Genomic DNA, 16,018 nt, shown 5'->3' with positions numbered 1-16,018 from the left:
ACCCGACCAACGGTCGGTACCTACCGCTGAATTACCCGACCAACGGTCGGTAGCCACCGCTGAATTACCGCCCCACGGTCGGTGCCTACGCGCCGGGCTTGAGGTCCACGGTGCCGGTGTCGGACAAGGCGCCCGGGTTGTCGGTCACCGCCGACAGCACGAACGACAGCGCGCTGCCCAGCAGGCCGCCCGGGCCATCCCAGTACTCGGCCGATTCGGCGCGGACATGGATCAGGCGCAGGTTGGGGTCGTCCTTGCCGCCGGGGAAGAACAGCTTCATGGCCGGCGACCACAATTCGTCGATCCTGGCGCGATCGTCGACGATGCGCGCCGTGCCAGCCACCGACACATAGGTGTTGCCCGATGGCGAGGAGTAGGACACGTTGACCTGCGGGTTGAGCGCGATCTCGGCCACCTTGGGGCTGTCGGCGGCGGTGGCGAACCACAGGTCGCCGTCGAACTCCACCTGCTGGGTGCCCAGCGGGCGACTGTACAAGCGGCCGTCGACGCCGACGGTGGTGAACATGGCGATCTCGACATCGGCGATCATGCCGGCCAGTTGTTTGATGTGCTGCTGGCGGTCCTGCTCTGCCATGGGGAACTCCTGTTGCGGGAGCCCCCATCACACCCGATCGGCGTCCACGGTGGCGTGAACCGCGCGGTCACGCGACCTTCGCGCCGCCTGCCCGGTAGCACCGACCCATGGTCGGATGCGCTCGGTTCCGGCACCACGATGTCCGAGCAGCAGGATGTCCGAGCATGGCTCGGACCTACCGCGAACGCCTATGCGTTGGACTTCCACGCCTGCATCGCCAACCCGAACGAACGCTTGCGTGCAGCATGGTCGTAGATGTTGGCGGTCACCAGCACTTCGTCCGGCGTGTGCCGGGCCACGAACGCGGCCAGCCCCTCGCCCACCTGGCGCACGTCGCCGACCACCGCGCAGGCCAGCGCGTTCTGCACGCCGGCCTTTTCATGCGGCTGCCAGAACGCCTCGATGTCCTCGATCGGCGGTGGAATCAGGCCGGGCTTGCCTCGGCGCAGGTTGACGAAACTCTGCTGCTGGGTGGTGAACAGCCGCTTGGCTTCGGCCTCCGATTCGGCGGCCACCACGTTCAGGCCCAGCACCGCATACGGCGCCTGCAGGTAGGCCGAGGCGCGGAACTCGCGGCGGTACACCGCCAGCGCCTCGTCCATCGCATCGGGGGCGAAATGCGAAGCGAACGCGAACGGCAGGCCCATCGCCGCGGCCAGGCGCGCACTGAACAGGCTGGAGCCGAGCAGCCACACCGGTACCGCAATGCCGGCTCCGGGCACCGCGCGCACCGCCTGGCCGGCCTGCGCCGGTTCGAAATAGTGCAGTAGTTCGCGCACGTCCTGCGGGAACTGGTCGGCACTGTCGAAATAGCGGCGCAGGGCGCGCGCGGTCGGCTGGTCGGTGCCGGGCGCGCGGCCCAGGCCCAGGTCGATGCGATCCGGGTACAGCGAGGCCAGCGTGCCGAACTGCTCGGCCACCTGCAGCGGCGAGTGGTTGGGCAGCATGATGCCGCCGGCGCCCACCCGGATGCGCTGGGTACCACCGGCCACGTGGCCGATCAGCACCGCGGTGGCGGCGCTGGCGATGCCGGGCATGTTGTGGTGCTCGGCCAGCCAGTAGCGGTGGTAGCCCCAGCCCTCGGCGTGCTGGGCCAGGTCCAGCATGTTGGCGAAGGCCTGGGTGGTATCGCTGCCTTCGCAGACCGGGGCCAGATCAAGAATCGACAGTTGCATGCACGTTCCATCCAGAAGACATGCCCTTGAGATGGGGCTGGCCATGGCCCACCGCCAGTGCCGGTGGCGGAATGCTGATTCCTGCGGTTCGGGTTCGTGAGGCTGCCGCTGGCCGGCCTACCGTGATGCAGGGCCATGCCCGGCAGGACACGCTCAGGCTGCTTCGGTCCCTGGTTGGTCCACCAGCGGCCTGAGCGCGGCATCCAGCGCCACCCGCTCGTCGAACACGAAGCAGCGGCCGTCATAGCCCTCCCCGCCCACGGCCTGGAAGTAGCCCAGGATGCCGCCGTCCAGCTGCAGCACGTTGTCCATGCCGTCGTTGCGCATCCACAGCGCGGCCTTCTCGCAGCGGATGCCGCCGGTGCAGAAGCTGACCACGGTGCTGTCGCGCAGGGCATCGCGGTGCGGCGCCAGCGCCTGGGGCAGGTCGGTGAACTTGCTGATCGGCAGCACCAGCGCATTGTGGAAGGTGCCGTAGTCGATTTCCTGAGTGTTGCGGGTGTCCAGCATCACCACCGGCTTGCCGGCATCGTCGTGGCCCTGGCGCAGCCAGCGCTGCAGCGTGGCCGGGTCGACCGTGGGCGCGCGCGGGTGGTCCAGCGGCTGGGCATCGTCGATGCGGAAGCTGATGATCTCCGGCTTGACCTTGGCCTTGAGCCGGGCGAACGGCTGCATCCGGCTGTGGCTGGTCTTGACCGGCATGTCCGCAAAACGCGGGTCGGCATGCAGCGCGGCATAGAAGCCCTCGATGCCGGCCTGGCCGCCGGCCAGGAACAGGTTGATGCCCTCTGCGGCCACCAGGATCGTGCCGCGCAGGGCCGCCGCGTCGGCGCGCTCCAGCAGGGTCGCGCACAGCGCGTCCGGGTCGGCGACGGGGGTGAAATGGTAGGCGGCGGTATTGACGATCATCCGGCCATTTTATCCCCTGTCGCCAGGATCCGCCCGTGCCCCCCTGCCATCAGCCGCGCAGCAGCACGAACGGCAGCAGCACCAGCGCCGCGGCAGCGGCCATGCCCAGCAGCACCGCCACCACGAACAGCGGCCGACGCTGCAGCAGGCTGGCGAAGGTCTCGGCGGTGCCGTCGCGCAGCGCGGCCTGCCGCTGGGCGCGCATGCGCTCGCCGCGGGCCTGCTGGTACGGGCCCATCAATGCCCTGGCACGGGCCAGGTCGTCGTCCTCGCGGATCCAGATCCCGCCCCAGGAGATGCCCCACGGGCTGGGCTCGGTGCGGTAATGGGCGATGCCCGCCTGGTCCAGCAGGGCGGTCACGTCCTGGATTTCATCGTCTGCGACGTTGCGCAGGTTGAGCAGCAGTTTCGACATGCGCCCATGATAGCGCCCGGCGATGCGCTACCCTTGCGTCCCCGTTTTTCCGATCCGGAGCCGCCATGCGTCGTCTGCCGATTTACCTGCTCGCTTCCCTGCTGTCGCTGGCGCTGGCCGGCTGCACCCCGCCCGGCCCGCCGCCGGGGGGCAGCATCGCCACCTTCGAGAAGATCGACACCCGGCCCGGCACCGGTGCCGAAGCGGTCCCGGGCAGCAAGGTCACCGTGCATTACACCGGCTGGATCTACGACGAGCACGCCGCCGACAAGCACGGCGACAAGTTCGACAGCTCGCTGGACCGCGGCGAACCCTTCAGCTTCGAGCTCGGCCAGGGCCGGGTGATCAAGGGCTGGGACGAGGGCTTTGCCGGCATGAAGGTCGGCGGCAAGCGCACCTTGATGATCCCGGCCGAGTACGGCTATGGCGACCGTGGCGCCGGCCCGATCCGCCCCAATTCCTCGCTGGTGTTCGATGTCGAACTGCTCGACGTCGCCCCGCGCTGATCGCCGGGCATGAGCATTGAACGCAGCAGCGCGCGCCGGGTAGCGGTGATCGGCGGCGGCCCGGCCGGGCTGATGGCCGCCGAAACCGTGCGCGCGGCCGGGCACCAGGTCGACGTGTACGAGGCCAAGGGCTCGCCCGGGCGCAAGTTCCTGATCGCCGGCAAGGGCGAGCTGAACCTGACCCATTCCGATCCGCCGGCGCTGTTCGTCAGCCGCTACCGCGAGCGGGCCGCGCAGGTGGGCGCCTGGCTGGCCGATTTCGACGCCGAGGCGCTACGTGCCTGGGCGCGTGGATTTGGCGTGGAAACCTATGTCGGCAGTTCCGGCCGGGTGTTCCCGGTCGACCGCAAGGCCGCCCCGCTGCTGCGCGGCTGGGTGCGGCGACTGAAGGAACAGGGCGTGCGCTTCCATGTCCAGCACCGCTGGACCGGCTGGAATGCCGATGGCAGCCTGCGCCTGGACAGCACCACCGGCCCGGTCGCGGTGCAGGCCGATGCGGTGGTGTTCGCGCTGGGTGGCGGCAGCTGGCCGGAGCTGGGCTCCGATGGCGCCTGGGTGGCGCCGATGGCCGCCCACGGCGTGGATATCGCGCCGCTGCAGCCGGCCAACTGCGGTTTCGATCTGGCCTGGACCACCTGGTTCAGCGAGCGCCAGGCCGGGGCACCGCTCAAGCCGGTGATCGCCCATTGGACCGACCTGCACGGGCAGCCACGCGCGCAGCAGGGCGAATGCGTGATCACCGCCAACGGCATCGAAGGCAGCCTGGTCTATGCACTGGCTGCGGACCTGCGCGATGTCCTCGCCCGCGATGGCCAGGTGCTGCTGCAACTGGACCTGTTGCCCGGCCAGACCGAAGCCCAGGTGCTGGACAAGCTGCTGCGGCCGCGCCAGGGGCGCAGTTTCGGCGAACACCTGCGGCGCCAGCTGGGCCTGGGCGGGGTCAAGTCGGCGCTGTTGTTCGAAGTGCTGGGCAAGGATGCCGGACAACTGCCGCCGGCGCAGATCGCCGCCACGCTCAAGCGCCTGCCGCTGTCGCCGCTGCGCCCGCGTCCGCTCGCCGAGGTGATCAGCACCGCCGGCGGCGTACGCCTGGAAGCGCTGGATGCGCAGCTGATGCTGCGCGAGATGCCCGGCAGCTTCTGCGCCGGCGAAATGCTGGACTGGGAAGCCCCCACCGGCGGCTACCTGCTGACGGCCTGCTACGCCAGCGGCCTGCGCGCCGGGCGTGGGGTGATCGACTACCTGCAAACCCCGGCCGCTGCTCCGTAGTGCCGGCCGCTGGCCGGCTCCCCGTGATGTCCAGGGATGTGCATGGAGCCGGCCAGCGGCCGGCACTACGGTAGCGGGCGTTGCATCCGCACCGAGGCCAGGGCCACGCCGCTGGGGTGCGGGTAGGTTTCCTCGCGCAGCGCCTGGAAACCACAGCGCTGGTAGAACGGTACCGCGTTGAGCGAGGCCGACAACACCAGCGGCCGGTCCGGATCGGCCAGTGCCACCAGTGCGTCCATCAGCAGCCTGCCGATGCCGCGCCCGCCGCAATCGGGATCGACGAACAACGCATCGATTTCATTGCCTGCACGGTCGATCACGCCGTAGCCGAGCAGCGCACCGCGCGCGTCCTCGGCGATGAGGCAGCCGCCCTGCGCGATCAGCGCCGGGTAATGCACCGGCGCTGGCGAGGCCGCCCAGGGCGCGATCACGTCGGGCGGATAGGCCGCGCTGCACAGCTCGCGCACGCAACGGGTGCGCAGCGCCCACAGCCTATCGGCCTCATCGGCGCGCCCCCTGCGCAGCGCCGGGCGCTGCCCAACGACATCCGCATCTGGCGCCGCGACGCCGGCCATCAGCGCGACTTGCTCGCGCGCAGCGCCTGGATCCGCGCCGGCGGCTGGAACGAATCGCTGCGCGCATCGGCCCAGTAATCGTGGAACACCGCATGGTCGGGCACCTGGCGCAGCAGTTCGCCCGGCGCCAGGTAGCGGTACAGCGAAGCCAGCGAGCGGATTTCCACCGGCGAGACCCGGCGCAGGATATGTTCCGGGCCCAGTTCGGAGGGATCGTTCAGGCCGGCCGCGCACAGCAGGTCGCGCAGCGCGCGCACGGTGTTCTGGTGGTAGCTGTGCACCCGGGTGGCCTTGTCGGCGGCATCCAGGTGGCGCCAGCGGTGCGGATTCTGGGTGGCGATGCCGGTCGGGCATTTGTCGCTGTGGCAGCTCAGCGACTGGATGCAGCCCAGCGCGAACATGAAGCCGCGCCCGGCATTGCACCAGTCCGCGCCGAGCGCGATGGTGCGTGCGATCTCGAAGGCGCTGCTGACCTTGCCGGCCGCGCCGATGCGGATGCGATCGCGCAGGTCCAGCCCGACCAGGGTGTTGTGCACCAGCAGCAGCGCCTCGTGCATCGGCACGCCGACATGGTCGATGAACTCCGAGGGCGCCGCACCGGTACCGCCCTCGGCGCCATCGACCACGATGAAGTCCGGCACCAGGCCGGTTTCCAGCATCGCCTTGGCGATGCCGAACCACTCCCAGGGATGGCCGATGGCCAACTTGAAGCCGACCGGCTTGCCGCCGGACAGCTCGCGCAGCCGCGCCACGAACTGCAGCAGCTCCACCGGCGTGCTGAACGCCGAGTGCCTGGAGGGCGACACGCAGTCCACGCCCATCGGCACGCCGCGAGTGACCGAGATTTCCGCGCTGACCTTGGCCGCCGGCAACACCCCGCCGTGGCCGGGCTTGGCGCCCTGCGACAGCTTGATCTCGATCATCTTGACCTGGTCGTGGTTGGCATTGACGACGAACCGTTCCTCGCTGAAGCCGCCGTTGTCGTCGCGGCAGCCGAAGTACCCCGAACCGATCTCCCAGACCAGGTCGCCGCCCATTTCGCGGTGGTACGGCGAGATCGAGCCCTCGCCGGTGTCGTGGTAGAACCCGCCGCGGCGCGCGCCTTCGTTGAGCGCGCGGATCGCGTTGGCCGACAGCGAGCCGAAGCTCATCGCCGAAATATTGAACACGCTGGCCGAATAGGGCTTGGCGCAGTTGGGCCCGATCAGGATGCGGAAATCATGGTGGCCGATCTCGGTCGGGGCCAGCGAATGGTTGATCCACTCATAGTCCACCGCGTAGGTGCTGCGCAGCGTGCCGAACGGCACCACGTCCATCTCGTTCTTGGAACGCTGGTAGATCAACGCGCGCTGCTGGCGCGAGAACGGCACATCCTCCAGGTCGCTCTGCACGAAGTACTGGCGGATCTCCGGGCCGATCGATTCGAGCCCATAGCGGAAATGCGCCATCACCGGGTAGTTGCGACGCAGCGTGCTGCGCTTCTGCAGCAGGTCCCAGCTGCCCAGCACCGCCAGCGCGGCGGTCACGCCCACGCCCCAGTACCAGGCCGGCCAGATCGTGGCCAGCCACAGGCAGACCGGGAACAACGCGATGGCGAGCAGGTAGACCAGATACCGGTGCATGGCTTTCCTAAATCCTGGAACACGCTGGAGTCTACAACCGGTCGTCCACCACGTCGCGCGGCCACACCGATTTGACGTCGTACACCACGCCGCCTGGCTTGAGCAGCGCGCGGATGCCCGGCGCATCCAGCGCGCGGAATTCATCGTGCGCCACCGCCAGCACCACCGCATCGTAGCCACCAGCATCGGCGGCCTGGACCCAGTGCACGCCACTGTCGGCCAACGCCGCCGGGCCCACCCACGGGTCGCGCACCTCCACCCGTGCGCCCTGTTCCTGCAGCGCCTGGGCCAGCTCCAGCGCGCGGCTGTTGCGCAGGTCCGGGCAGTTCTCCTTGAAGGTCACCCCCAACACCAGGATGCGCGACTGGCCCGCCGCCTTGCCCCGCCCTTCCAGCAGCGCCAGCACCCGTTGCGCCACATGCGCGCCGACCCGGTTGTTGACCTGGCGCGCGGTGTGGATCAGGTCCGGGTGGTAGCCCACGCTTTCGGACTTGTGCAGCAGGTAGTAAGGGTCCACGCCGATGCAGTGGCCGCCGACCAGGCCGGGGCGGAACGGCAGGAAGTTCCACTTGCTGCCGGCCGCATCGAGCACGTCCTGGGTATCGATGCCGAGCTTGTCGAAGATCAGCGCCAGTTCGTTGACCAGGGCGATGTTGACGTCGCGTTGGATGTTCTCGATCACCTTGGCCGCCTCGGCGACGCGGATCGACGGCGCCGGCCAGGTGCCGGCGGTGATGATCGCCGCATACAGCGCATCGACCAGCGTGGCCACCTCGGGGGTGGAGCCGGAGGTGATCTTGCGGATATCGGCCAGGCGCCGCTGGCGGTCGCCCGGGTTGATCCGCTCGGGGCTGTAGCCGCAGTAGAAATCGCCGTTGAACGCCAGCCCCGAGCCCGCCTCCAGCAACGGCACGCAGACCTCTTCGGTGGTGCCCGGGTAGACGGTGGATTCGTAGATCACCAGGTCGCCGGGCTTGAGCACGCCGGCAATCAGGCTGGAGGCACTGCGCAGCGGCCCCAGGTCGGGCTGCTCGAACGCATCGATCGGGGTCGGCACGGTCACGATGTAGACGTTGCAGCCGGCCAGCTCGGCCGGATCGGCGCTGTAGCGCGCGTGCACGGCCTGGGCCAGCTCGGCCGCGTCCAGCTCCAGGGTATGGTCCAGCCCCTGCTGCAGTTCGGCCACGCGCGCGTGGTCGATGTCATAGCCCAGGGTGGGCTGGCGGCAGCCGAACGCCACGGTCAGCGGCAGGCCGACATAGCCCAGGCCGATCACGCAGATGCGGGCATCGAGGGCGGCGCCGATCGCGGCCGCCATCAGCCCATCCTCCCCGGCACGCGGGGGCAGCAGGACGAGCGCAACGGGAAGGGAGGCATCATGTAGGGCGGCGCCGGAATATCGATGACATAAGCCTAACGCGACGGCGGTGCCCGCACCACAAACAACAAAGCCGCCGCCCGTGGAGAGTACGGACGACGGCCAATAAAGTGGTCCAGCTGCGGTTACTACCCTTTCAGCCAGTCCGGAGAGTAGCCCCCACAAGACTGATCACAGCTGGTAGGCACATGCTAGGCAGTGCAACGTGAGCATTGTGTTACGGGGTTGCAACCTTTGCGTTAGGAGCCCAGCGTCAGTGCCGCCGGCTCCAGTTCGCCGGTCACGCCCGTCCACACTTCCAGCAGGCGCGCAAAGCCGATCCGGCGCTGGCCATCGACCGGCGCGGCGGCAATGAAGCCCTCCCACGGCGTGGCGGTCATCCCATCGAGCACGTCGGCGTCCACTGCCGCCGAGGCCATGGTCCAGCGCGGGAAATGCCGTGTCGCGACCGGCCCGCGCGCCAACTCGTACAGGCGCCTGTGGCTGCGTGCATTGAGCACGCGCTGGTAGACCGAATCGACGCCGTCTTCGGGCCCTTCGAAATACTGCAGGAAACGTGCGCCGTCGAACATCAGCACGCCGGTAACGCCGGCCACCTTGTTGAAGCTGGACGCCGCGACCAGGATGCGATCGATATCCGATGCTTGAATCCCTTCGATGGCGTCGCTGACATAGGCGATCGCACGCAACGGCATGCCGGTAGTCCCCTGTGAACTAGGCTGACTATGCCATGAACCGCACTGGTGTAGATAGGCCGGAAACGCCGTGCCGGGCGCCGCGCATGCACCCGGCGGCGGCCCCGCTCAGGGCGACTGCACGGAGTACCCGGCCTGCTCCAGTTGGCTCAGGAAACCGCCGGGTTCGACCAGCGAATGCACCGGCACCACCGCGAAGGTCACCGCATTGCGGGCCAGCGCCGCGCGCGCGGCCGCCAGCCATTTCCGCGCCGATTGATCGTCCACGTCCTGCAGCCCGCGGCGGCGCCCGAACGCGCTGTGCGCCACCGCCCCCAGGCAGGCCTGGTACTGCCCTTCCACCGCCAGCCGCTGCAGCGCATCGACATCGCCCATCGACCAGGCGTTGGCGCGTTCGACCAGCTGCGGCAGCTCCTGCTCGACCACCGCCAGGGTCTGCTCGAAACACGCCTGGTCCTGCAGCGTGCTGCCGCGCGCCTCCTTGAGCGCCTGCCGCGGATCGTCGACCCTGACCACCACCCGGGTCACCACCGGGGTCAGCCCGCGTGCCTTGTAGGCCGCGTTCAATACCGACGTAACCGGGGTGCCGCCGCCGAGCCCGACCGACTTCAGCGCCGCCGAATACAACCGCGTGGCCGCCACCAGCGGGCGGTCCTTTTCCACGCCGCGGTCGCGGCCCAGATACTGCTGTTTCAGCGGCAGCCAGCGCGCGTACAACGGCGCCGGCAGGATCTCTTCCAACCGCCGCCCCTGCGGGTCATGAGCTGCCTTCAACGCCGACGGCAGCAGGGTCAGCCCCTTGAAGAAGCCCACGTCCGCATCCACCGTCCAGCCCGGAGGGCCGAGCACTTCGCCGGCACTGGCGATCACCGCCTGCACCGCGTCGGCACGCCACTCCAGCTTGGCCGGCAACGGCGAAACCGTGCCCAGGATCCACAGCGTATGCCCGTCGGCCGCGGTGACCTGCCATAGGCCCGGCCCAGGCTGCACGCCGGACACCACCACCGGCGCCAGGTCCACCACCTGCGAGGGCGTCGGCTGCGCCACCGCGTTGCCTGCCCACAGCATGGCCACCATCATCACTGCCCTCCCTGCCCGTGCTGCGCCTGCCATGCTGCCTGCCTGTCGTGGATTGGTGCGCAGCCTACGGGGACGCGCGTGCGGCCGCGTAAAGTTTGCGTTGGCCAGGCTGCGCGGCACGGATCGGCACGCGCATAATGGCGGCGTCGACCCAAGGGAGCACAACGCATCGAAACCCTGCACAACGCCGAAGCCCTGGCCCGCCGCGCCCACGCCAGCCAACGCGACAAGGCCGGCCGGCCCTACATCGGCCACGTCGCCCGGGTCGCCGCCCGCGTAGAGGGCGACGCCGACGCGCAGGCGGTGGCCTGGCTGCATGACGTGGTCGAGGATTGCCCGGAGTTCGCCGCCGAGGTCAACGCGTTCCCGGCGCATATCCGCACCGCGGTAGCCTGCCTGACCCGCCGCGCCGAGGTCGCACCGGCGACCTACTACGCCGCCATCCGCGCCAACCCGCTGGCCTTGAAGGTCAAGCTGGCCGATATCGCCGACAACAGCGACCCGGCGCGGCTGCAATACCTGCCGGCCGACCAGGCGCAACGGCTGGCCGACAAGTATGCGCACGCCCTGCAGGCCCTGGGCGTGGCGCCCGCCTGAGCGCCGGCGCCGGCTCAGTGCGGTGCCGGCGCCTGCCGGTAAGGCTCTTCGAACGGGCGGAAATCGTGCTCGGCCAACGCAGCGGCCACCCACTGCTGCACGCCCGGCAGGGCCAGCACCGCGTCCATGTACTGCCGCACGCGCGGGGCGACCGGCAACGCGTAGGTCTGCAGCCGCATCACCACCGGCGCGAAGAACGCATCGGCAATGCTGAAATGCTCGAACAACAACGGGCCGTCATGCCTTGCCAGCAGGTCCTGCCACAACGACTGCAACTGCTGCAGATCCTGGGCTACCGCCGGCTGTTCGCGCAGCATGCGCGCGCCGACCTCCGGCAGGCTCGCTTCGATGTTCATCGGGAAGTGCTGGCGCAGCGCACCGAAGCCACTGTGCATCTGCGCGCAGACGCTGCGCGCCCGTGCGCGCTCGGCCACCGCCTGCGGCCACAGCGCCTTGTCCGGGAACCGCTCGGCCAGGTACTCGGCAATGGCCAGCGTATCCCACACCACCAGGTCGCCATCGACCAGCACCGGCACCGTGGCCGACGGCGACAACGCAGTGGCCTGGCGCTTGAACTGCGAGTCGGGATCGAAGCTGTCAAAGCGCAGCAGCACCTCCTCGAACGCGATACCGGCCTGGGTCATCAGCACCCACGGCCGCATCGACCAGGACGAGTAGTTCTTGTTGCCGATATGGAGCGTGAGCATGGCGACGGCGCCGGCAGGACGGGAGTACCCATGCTACCGGCAAGGGCCCGGCATCCGGACGCGCTCCCTCGATACATATAAAAACTGCCTAGGAGCAACTGTGTTGCCGGGGAGCTTCCCCGTGCCCGGCGCGCAGGCACGGTAGTGCCGGCCGCTGGCCGGCAGCCTTTTGAGGCCCTACGGGCGCGCGTCAGGCGGGGATCGATCCGCTTTGGGCGTCGCGCACGCGGGCGTTGAGGATCACCAGCATCTTCCGCATCACCGCCACGATGGCCACTTTGCCTTCCTTGCCGCGAGCTCGCAGCGACTGATAAAAGTCGCGCAATCGCGGTTCATGCCGCATGGCCGACATGCTGGCCATATAAAGCACCTGACGGATCTCGGCTCTGCCGCCATGGATGCTTCGTTTCCCACGTATCGTCCCGCTGTCGTGGGACATCGGCGCCACCCCAACCAGACTGGCGATGGCCTTGCCGCTGATCTTGCCCAGCTCGGGCAGATAACTGGCCAGTACCGCCTGCAGCCCTGGACCGACGCCTTTCATCGACTTCAGCACAGCCAGTTGAGGCTGCTGAGAGACCTGCTCGGCAATCTGCTTTCCCAGTCGTTCAACCAGCGTATGCAGGCGTGTGATATTGGTCTGCAGCAGCTGGCGCAATTCACGATTGCCCACCATTTCCTGTTGCTGCCGCGCGACGGTTAGCGCGTGCATCGCCTGTCGACGTGCGCACACGAATTCCCGCATCTTCTGCTGCCAAGGCTCCAGCGGCTGATAGGAAGGCAGTTTCACCAAGGCAGCCATCTGCGCCAATGCATAGGCGTCCAAACGGTCGGTCTTGGCCACCTGGCCAAGGCCTTGGGCCAGTTTTCGGGCCCGCAGGGCATTGGCCCGGACCACCGGATGACCTGCCTTGTGCAGGAAGTCCAGCACGGGCTGCTCGTAGCCGCCGGTGGCCTCCAGCACGATCTGGATCGCCGGGTGTTTCCTCAGCCAAGCGTCCAATTCAGCAAAGCCAGAGCGGGTATTGCTGACCCGCAGGGTCTCCCCGTCCGTCGTGCCAACATCAAGCTGGCGCTTGCTGACATCAATCCCGATCCCGTTCATCGCCCGACTCCGTATAGTCTGGAAGGGTCGAGAGCTCCCCCGCTTGCCCAGTCTTATCACTGCGAGTGTCAGCTCCAGCAACTGTTCGGGCGGATCAAGGGAGATTCCGGCGTGGGCGCCAAGCTCCATGACGATCGTCGAGATCCAAGCTTGCACGGCGGCCCACGCCGGCTCTCGACGCCTACGCTGCCAGATTCCGAACAGATAAGGCTTTCCGCACCGGACTAGATAGGTTCCAGACGCGCCCCACACACCGCTGGCAGGAAGCCGAGCCGGTCCATGGTGCATCCCAGGGTAAGCTGTGGATGGTCTAGCCGGTGGCACGCTGCAGTGCAGAAGTGCCTGACGGGATCGGCCAAGCGATCCGACGCGAGGGAAAAGGACGCTATCCTCATGCCACAACAGCGCAAAGGAAGCCCGCTCGATGGCAAGTCGCCTGCACAACCTGTTGTTTCTCATCGCGCTCGGCGCCCCGGCAGCGGCACAGGAAGGAAAAGTGTTCGCATCTTTTTCGGTCGTCGAGGATGGTGTCGACAAGGCGCCCCGATTCGTCTATTCCGAAGCAGCAGCCAGCGAGGCGGACCCGATCGTCATCAGCATTGAAGGCAGGCCGCTGACCGTCCAGGACCTCACGTACAGAGTCGACCTGCAGAAGAACTGGTTGTCGGTCAACGTCCCAGAGCGGTACACGTTCGTCGACCGCAGCCTGGTCCTCTGCAGCCCCGAGCCCGAGCGCAAAACCGGCCGCTGCGACCGGTACGAATTCACCGAAGCAGACACCGTCCACGCGTACTACTTCCGCGTCGATAGCTGGCCACAATGACGGCGCGGCATGCGCGCATTCCGGTGGACGCCGCGCATACGGTGGTGGTGCCCGGAGCCGGAATCGAACCGGCATGGGGTTGCCCCCGGCGGATTTTAAGTCCGATGCGTCTACCTATTTCGCCATCCGGGCCGCGCCGCACATAGGGTGCCTGATCGGGCCCGGTTTGGGAATCTGCCGGCGCCGCGCCGCTCAGATCGCGCGCGAGTAGCGCACCGGCTGGTCGGGGCGGGCCAGGTAACGGTCGAAGCACATCGCCAACAGGCGCAACAAGGGGCGGCCGCGCGCGGTGCTGCGCACCACGCCGTGTTCGTACTCGGCCAGCCCGTCGGCCTGCAGCGCCTGCAAGGCCTGCAACGCATCGGCGAAGTAGGCGTCGAAGTCCACGCCATGCCGCGCCGCCAGCGTATGCCCGTCCACCTCGCCCTGGCACATCAGCTGGCCGATCAGTTCGGCGCGCAGGCTGTCGTCGGCATCCAGCTGCAGCCCCCGCCACACCGGCAGGCGGCCGGCGTCCACCGCTGCTTCCCAGCCGGGCAGGTCGCGCGGATTCTGGCTGTAGCTGTCACCGACATGGCTGATCGCACTGGCCCCCAGCCCGATCAGGTCGATGTCGGCGTGGGTGGTATAGCCCATGAAGTTGCGGTGCAGCTGGCCGGCACGCTGGGCCTGCGACAGGTCTTCATCGGGCAGCGCGAAGTGATCCATGCCGATGTACTGGTAACCGGCCAGCGACAGGCGCCGCACCGCCAGCCCGAGCAGGGCCAGCTTCTGGTCAGGGCCGGGCAGCGCCGCCGCGGGGATCTGGCGCTGCGCCTTGAACAGGTGCGGCAGGTGCGCATAGCCGTAGATCGCCAGGCGATCGGGACGCTCGCGCAACACCGTTTCCAGGGTCTGCGCGAAGCCGGCCGGGGTCTGGTGCGGCAGGCCGTAGATCAGGTCCACGTTGACCGAGCGCAGCCCGTGCTCGCGGCAGGCGCGCAGGATGTCCAGGGTCTGTTCGACGCCTTGCTCGCGGTTGATCGCACGTTGCACCACCGGATCGAAATCCTGGATGCCCAGGCTGGCGCGGTTGAAGCCCAGCGCGGCCAGCCCGGCGATGTCGTCGCGGCCGACAAAGCGCGGGTCCAGCTCGATGGAGAAATCGCGGGCGGCGGCGCTGCTGAAACCGAAACGACGGCCCAGCCCACCGACCAGTTCGCGCAGCTGCGCGGCGGCCAGGAAGTTCGGCGTGCCGCCGCCCAGATGCAGCTGGATCACCTCGCGCGAGGCGTCCAGCAGCGGCGCGATCCGGTCCGCCTCGCGCAGCACGCGCGCCACATAGGCCGCGCCCTTGCTGTGGTCGCGGGTAATCACCCGGTTGCAGCCGCAGTAGAAGCACGGGCTGCTGCAGTAGGGTACGTGCACGTACAGCGACAGCGACCGCGCGCCGTGGTTGCTGGCCGCCAGCGCTGCGCGCAGCTGCGCTTCGCCGAAGCCTGCGTGGAAATGCGGCGCGGCCGGATAGGAGGTGTAGCGCGGGCCGGGCCGGTCGTGACGACGCAGCAGGTCCGGGTCGAAGTGCCAGGCAAGGCTGGCAGCGGCAGACGGGATCGTATCCATGCCGCCAGCGTGCGCGCCGGCACGCCGGCGTGCATTGCGCCAGATCAATCCAGCCGCGACGCTCCGAAGATCGGCAATGCCGGCCAGCGCAGCATCTGGAAACGGCGCCAGAAGGTGTCGGCGATGCGCGTGGCCACATCGTCGGCCAGGCGCTGCATCGGCGCGTTGCCGCACTCGGTGGTGGTCTGCCGGAACAGCGCCAGCCAGCGGTCGAACAGGTCGCGGTCGAGCTCATCCATGGCCATGTGCTTGGGCATCGGCGCCCCGCTGAAACGGCGCGTACCGCGCAGCATCGCCGACCAGAAATCGACCAGCTGGGCCAGATGCGCATCCCAGTCTTCCACGCGTGCGGCGAACACCGGCGCCAGCCGCGGCTCCAGCCGGACCCGGGCGTAGAAATCATGGACCAGCCGGGTCACCTCCTGCTCGCTGCACAGGTCCGGCGACGGCGTCGGCAATGGCGGGGAAAGCGGATCGGACATGGATTACCTCTACCGGCGATGACGTGCAGCATCGGCGCCGGCACGGCGCGCTGCCTTGATCAGGATCAATGTCGCGGCCGATCCTGCGCCCTAGTCTGTGATTCTCGACAGGATGCGCGTACCCGGCCCACGGTCGGCTCGAAGTATAGCCGCGCCCTGCCCCTCCCTCCTGAGCGTGGCTGCAATGACCGACCCGCACTTCCCGCCCGAAACCCACCGCCGACGGCTGCTGGTCCAGCAATGGGGCGCGATCCTGTGGCCCAGCTTCGTCGCCGCCGGCCTGGCCAGCATGGTCTTCTTCGCCTTCGTCGACCCGCTGCGGCTGCGCGATATCAGCTTCCCGCAGCATGCGTTGAGCCGCGAGCTGGGCTACACGTTGGGCTTCTTCATGTTCTGGGCGGTGACGGCCGCGGCCAGCAGCATCACCTGGTACCTGTTGCGCCCGCTGCCGCGCGACGACGACGAACTGCCGCTGGGGTGAGC

Annotated in this window: 18 protein-coding genes and 1 tRNA gene; 5 read left to right on the top strand and 14 right to left on the bottom strand. The window is 68.5% G+C overall.

Annotated features, from left to right (window positions below; all coding sequences use genetic code 11):
• Positions 1 to 85: 85 nt before the first annotated feature.
• The 4 genes from AC3ITM_RS07265 to AC3ITM_RS07250 all read right to left on the bottom strand — a co-directional run bounded on the left by AC3ITM_RS07265 (position 86) and on the right by AC3ITM_RS07250 (position 3,094).
• Positions 86 to 595 (bottom strand): pyridoxamine 5'-phosphate oxidase family protein, encoded by a 510-nt coding sequence (locus AC3ITM_RS07265; RefSeq protein ID WP_228887240.1) that lies wholly within the window; start codon positions 593 to 595, stop codon positions 86 to 88.
• A gap of 188 nt (positions 596 to 783) precedes the next feature.
• Complete coding sequence (locus tag AC3ITM_RS07260) at positions 784 to 1,770, bottom strand: LLM class flavin-dependent oxidoreductase (RefSeq protein ID WP_489269484.1); 987 nt, start codon at positions 1,768 to 1,770, stop codon at positions 784 to 786.
• 153 nt (positions 1,771 to 1,923) lie between these two features.
• Positions 1,924 to 2,679, bottom strand: coding sequence for a sulfurtransferase (locus AC3ITM_RS07255; protein WP_489269482.1), 756 nt, complete (start codon positions 2,677 to 2,679; stop codon positions 1,924 to 1,926).
• 49 nt (positions 2,680 to 2,728) lie between these two features.
• Positions 2,729 to 3,094 (bottom strand): DUF6164 family protein, encoded by a 366-nt coding sequence (locus AC3ITM_RS07250; RefSeq protein ID WP_228887237.1) that lies wholly within the window; start codon positions 3,092 to 3,094, stop codon positions 2,729 to 2,731.
• 65 nt (positions 3,095 to 3,159) lie between these two features.
• Here AC3ITM_RS07250 and AC3ITM_RS07245 point away from each other — a divergent pair, with 65 nt between their 5' ends.
• Both AC3ITM_RS07245 and AC3ITM_RS07240 read left to right on the top strand, forming a co-directional pair.
• Entirely contained in the window at positions 3,160 to 3,600 is a 441-nt protein-coding gene (locus tag AC3ITM_RS07245; protein ID WP_489269480.1) for an FKBP-type peptidyl-prolyl cis-trans isomerase, read from the top strand.
• Positions 3,601 to 3,609: 9 nt separating this feature from the next.
• The gene (locus tag AC3ITM_RS07240; protein ID WP_489269478.1) at positions 3,610 to 4,869 is read left to right on the top strand and encodes a TIGR03862 family flavoprotein; all 1,260 of its coding nucleotides are present in this window, start codon (positions 3,610 to 3,612) and stop codon (positions 4,867 to 4,869) included.
• Between the two features lie 65 nt (positions 4,870 to 4,934).
• Here the strand turns inward: AC3ITM_RS07240 and AC3ITM_RS07235 are convergent, their stop codons facing one another.
• The 5 genes from AC3ITM_RS07235 to AC3ITM_RS07215 all read right to left on the bottom strand — a co-directional run bounded on the left by AC3ITM_RS07235 (position 4,935) and on the right by AC3ITM_RS07215 (position 10,219).
• Positions 4,935 to 5,444 carry a GNAT family N-acetyltransferase gene (locus tag AC3ITM_RS07235; protein ID WP_489269476.1) on the bottom strand — a complete coding sequence of 170 codons (510 nt, stop codon included), beginning with the start codon at positions 5,442 to 5,444 and terminating at the stop codon, positions 4,935 to 4,937.
• Positions 5,444 to 7,066: an FMN-binding glutamate synthase family protein gene (locus tag AC3ITM_RS07230; protein ID WP_489269473.1), complete on the bottom strand. Its 1,623-nt coding sequence runs from the start codon at positions 7,064 to 7,066 to the stop codon at positions 5,444 to 5,446. Before AC3ITM_RS07230 ends, AC3ITM_RS07235 begins: the two co-directional genes overlap by 1 nt.
• A 31-nt stretch (positions 7,067 to 7,097) precedes the next feature.
• A complete protein-coding gene (locus AC3ITM_RS07225; protein ID WP_489269471.1) occupies positions 7,098 to 8,384 on the bottom strand; it encodes a nucleotide sugar dehydrogenase in 1,287 nt (428 codons plus the stop codon).
• A 299-nt stretch (positions 8,385 to 8,683) separates the two neighbouring features.
• Positions 8,684 to 9,139, bottom strand: coding sequence for a BLUF domain-containing protein (locus AC3ITM_RS07220; protein ID WP_489269469.1), 456 nt, complete (start codon positions 9,137 to 9,139; stop codon positions 8,684 to 8,686).
• A gap of 108 nt (positions 9,140 to 9,247) precedes the next feature.
• Positions 9,248 to 10,219, bottom strand: coding sequence for a TraB/GumN family protein (locus AC3ITM_RS07215; RefSeq protein ID WP_489269467.1), 972 nt, complete (start codon positions 10,217 to 10,219; stop codon positions 9,248 to 9,250).
• Between the two features lie 168 nt (positions 10,220 to 10,387).
• Between AC3ITM_RS07215 and AC3ITM_RS07210 the strand changes: the two genes are divergently transcribed.
• Entirely contained in the window at positions 10,388 to 10,816 is a 429-nt protein-coding gene (locus tag AC3ITM_RS07210) for an HD domain-containing protein (RefSeq protein WP_489270050.1), read from the top strand.
• Positions 10,817 to 10,830: 14 nt separating this feature from the next.
• Here AC3ITM_RS07210 and AC3ITM_RS07205 read toward each other — a convergent pair whose 3' ends face one another.
• Positions 10,831 to 11,523 (bottom strand): glutathione S-transferase family protein, encoded by a 693-nt coding sequence (locus tag AC3ITM_RS07205; protein WP_489269465.1) that lies wholly within the window; start codon positions 11,521 to 11,523, stop codon positions 10,831 to 10,833.
• A gap of 190 nt (positions 11,524 to 11,713) precedes the next feature.
• Entirely contained in the window at positions 11,714 to 12,628 is a 915-nt protein-coding gene (locus AC3ITM_RS07200; RefSeq protein ID WP_489266115.1) for an IS110 family RNA-guided transposase, read from the bottom strand.
• A 424-nt stretch (positions 12,629 to 13,052) separates the two neighbouring features.
• Here AC3ITM_RS07200 and AC3ITM_RS07195 point away from each other — a divergent pair, with 424 nt between their 5' ends.
• Positions 13,053 to 13,451: a hypothetical protein gene (locus tag AC3ITM_RS07195; RefSeq protein WP_489269463.1), complete on the top strand. Its 399-nt coding sequence runs from the start codon at positions 13,053 to 13,055 to the stop codon at positions 13,449 to 13,451.
• A 45-nt stretch (positions 13,452 to 13,496) separates the two neighbouring features.
• Here AC3ITM_RS07195 and AC3ITM_RS07190 read toward each other — a convergent pair.
• From AC3ITM_RS07190 to AC3ITM_RS07180, 3 genes are all read right to left on the bottom strand, one after another.
• Positions 13,497 to 13,583: transfer RNA gene (locus AC3ITM_RS07190), tRNA-Leu, on the bottom strand.
• A 60-nt stretch (positions 13,584 to 13,643) separates the two neighbouring features.
• Positions 13,644 to 15,053: an oxygen-independent coproporphyrinogen III oxidase gene (gene hemN, locus AC3ITM_RS07185; protein ID WP_489269461.1), complete on the bottom strand. Its 1,410-nt coding sequence runs from the start codon at positions 15,051 to 15,053 to the stop codon at positions 13,644 to 13,646.
• A gap of 44 nt (positions 15,054 to 15,097) precedes the next feature.
• Positions 15,098 to 15,535: a group III truncated hemoglobin gene (locus AC3ITM_RS07180; RefSeq protein ID WP_489269459.1), complete on the bottom strand. Its 438-nt coding sequence runs from the start codon at positions 15,533 to 15,535 to the stop codon at positions 15,098 to 15,100.
• A gap of 184 nt (positions 15,536 to 15,719) precedes the next feature.
• Here AC3ITM_RS07180 and AC3ITM_RS07175 point away from each other — a divergent pair, with 184 nt between their 5' ends.
• Positions 15,720 to 16,016, top strand: a complete 297-nt coding sequence (locus AC3ITM_RS07175; RefSeq protein WP_489269457.1) for a hypothetical protein — start codon at positions 15,720 to 15,722, stop codon at positions 16,014 to 16,016.
• Positions 16,017 to 16,018 lie beyond the last annotated feature (2 nt).

This window comes from Stenotrophomonas sp. KH_029 (assembly GCF_057839765.1).
This window is presented reverse-complemented; position numbering and strand designations above follow the sequence as displayed.

Bases quoted from the DNA above. Each gene is read 5' to 3' on its own strand.
- AC3ITM_RS07195 (WP_489269463.1), top strand. From the start codon at position 13,053: ATGGCAAGTCGCCTGCACAACCTGTTGTTTCTCATCGCGCTCGGCGCC.
- AC3ITM_RS07250 (WP_228887237.1), bottom strand. From the start codon at position 3,094: ATGTCGAAACTGCTGCTCAACCTGCGCAACGTCGCAGACGATGAAATC.
- hemN (WP_489269461.1), bottom strand. From the start codon at position 15,053: ATGGATACGATCCCGTCTGCCGCTGCCAGCCTTGCCTGGCACTTCGAC.
- AC3ITM_RS07240 (WP_489269478.1), top strand. From the start codon at position 3,610: ATGAGCATTGAACGCAGCAGCGCGCGCCGGGTAGCGGTGATCGGCGGC.
- AC3ITM_RS07175 (WP_489269457.1), top strand. From the start codon at position 15,720: ATGACCGACCCGCACTTCCCGCCCGAAACCCACCGCCGACGGCTGCTG.
- AC3ITM_RS07220 (WP_489269469.1), bottom strand. From the start codon at position 9,139: ATGCCGTTGCGTGCGATCGCCTATGTCAGCGACGCCATCGAAGGGATT.
- AC3ITM_RS07205 (WP_489269465.1), bottom strand. From the start codon at position 11,523: ATGCTCACGCTCCATATCGGCAACAAGAACTACTCGTCCTGGTCGATG.
- AC3ITM_RS07215 (WP_489269467.1), bottom strand. From the start codon at position 10,219: ATGATGGTGGCCATGCTGTGGGCAGGCAACGCGGTGGCGCAGCCGACG.
- AC3ITM_RS07260 (WP_489269484.1), bottom strand. From the start codon at position 1,770: ATGCAACTGTCGATTCTTGATCTGGCCCCGGTCTGCGAAGGCAGCGAT.
- AC3ITM_RS07255 (WP_489269482.1), bottom strand. From the start codon at position 2,679: ATGATCGTCAATACCGCCGCCTACCATTTCACCCCCGTCGCCGACCCG.
- AC3ITM_RS07235 (WP_489269476.1), bottom strand. From the start codon at position 5,444: ATGGCCGGCGTCGCGGCGCCAGATGCGGATGTCGTTGGGCAGCGCCCG.
- AC3ITM_RS07265 (WP_228887240.1), bottom strand. From the start codon at position 595: ATGGCAGAGCAGGACCGCCAGCAGCACATCAAACAACTGGCCGGCATG.
- AC3ITM_RS07200 (WP_489266115.1), bottom strand. From the start codon at position 12,628: ATGAACGGGATCGGGATTGATGTCAGCAAGCGCCAGCTTGATGTTGGC.
- AC3ITM_RS07225 (WP_489269471.1), bottom strand. From the start codon at position 8,384: ATGGCGGCCGCGATCGGCGCCGCCCTCGATGCCCGCATCTGCGTGATC.
- AC3ITM_RS07245 (WP_489269480.1), top strand. From the start codon at position 3,160: ATGCGTCGTCTGCCGATTTACCTGCTCGCTTCCCTGCTGTCGCTGGCG.
- AC3ITM_RS07230 (WP_489269473.1), bottom strand. From the start codon at position 7,066: ATGCACCGGTATCTGGTCTACCTGCTCGCCATCGCGTTGTTCCCGGTC.
- AC3ITM_RS07180 (WP_489269459.1), bottom strand. From the start codon at position 15,535: ATGTCCGATCCGCTTTCCCCGCCATTGCCGACGCCGTCGCCGGACCTG.